This is a genomic window from Vibrio sp. Vb0667 (assembly GCF_033391095.1).
The window spans coordinates 1-1,140 of record NZ_JAWPOL010000303.1; the positions used below are offsets into that span (position 1 = coordinate 1).

The 1,140-nt window shown below is 48.6% G+C and carries 1 protein-coding gene and 1 pseudogene; both read left to right on the top strand.

Annotation, left to right across the window (positions count from 1 at the left end):
* On the top strand, window positions 1–949 hold a 949-nt coding region (gene galK / locus R8269_RS25460), incomplete at its 5' end, for a galactokinase (RefSeq protein WP_318222944.1).
* 9 nt (window positions 950–958) lie between these two features.
* Window positions 959–1,140: pseudogene (gene galM / locus R8269_RS25465) on the top strand (galactose-1-epimerase); the annotation flags it as partial.

Here is a 1,140-nt window from a genome sequence, read left to right on the forward strand (position 1 = left end):
TTACGGCAATGCTGTGGATGAATTCGATATTAGCCAGGATATCACTTTTCAAGCAGACAAAATGTGGGTGAACTATATTCGTGGTGTGGTGAAGTGCTTGCTTGATCGTGGTTACTATTTCACTGGCGCTGATATATCAGTCAGCGGAAATGTACCGCAAGGTGCGGGTTTAAGCTCGTCTGCGGCGCTTGAAGTTGTCATCGGTCAAACGTTTAAAGTGTTGTTCAACCTTGAGATCAGCCAAGCCGAAATTGCGTTAAACGGTCAGCAAGCTGAGAACGAATTCGTCGGTTGCAACTGCGGCATCATGGATCAAATGATTTCAGCGGAAGGGCGTGAAAATCATGCGATGCTATTAGATTGCCGTAGCCTTGAAACTGAAGCAGTCTCTATGCCAGAAGACATGGCAGTCGTGATCATCAACTCGAATAAAAAACGTGGTTTGGTCGACAGCGAATACAACACTCGTCGTCAGCAATGTGAAGAAGCGGCGCGTATTTTCGGTGTGAAAGCTTTGCGTGATGTGACGATTGAGCAGTTCAACGAGAAAGTCGCTGAGCTGGATGAAATGGTGGCCAAGCGTGCACGTCACGTCATCACAGAAAATGATCGTACTGTGGAAGCGGCACAAGCGCTACGAGCACACGACATGAAGCGTATGGGCGAGCTGATGGCCGAGTCTCATGCCTCGATGCGCGATGATTTCGAAATTACGGTAAAAGAAATCGATACGCTGGTGGAGATAGTCAAAGAGGTGATCGGCGATCAAGGCGGCGTGCGCATGACTGGCGGTGGCTTTGGTGGTTGCATCGTGGCACTTGTACCGCCAGCACTGGTTGATGACGTGAAAGCGGAAGTTGAAGCGAAGTACCAAGCGGCTACGGGCTTAAAAGAGTCGATTTATGTTTGCCAAGCCCAAAATGGTGCGGTTTTGGTTGAAGTGCTGTAAGGAATGATGATGAAAGCCTATTTTCAACAACTAGAACAAGCGATGGCGCAAACGCCGTCGTTTGATGGCCAAACTGCGAATCTGATGCATTTGACCAACGCGAATGGTATGAAGGCGTCGGTTATGGATATCGGTGCGACGTGGTTGAGTGGCACATTACCGAGAAATGGTGAAAACCGTGAAGTGTTGTT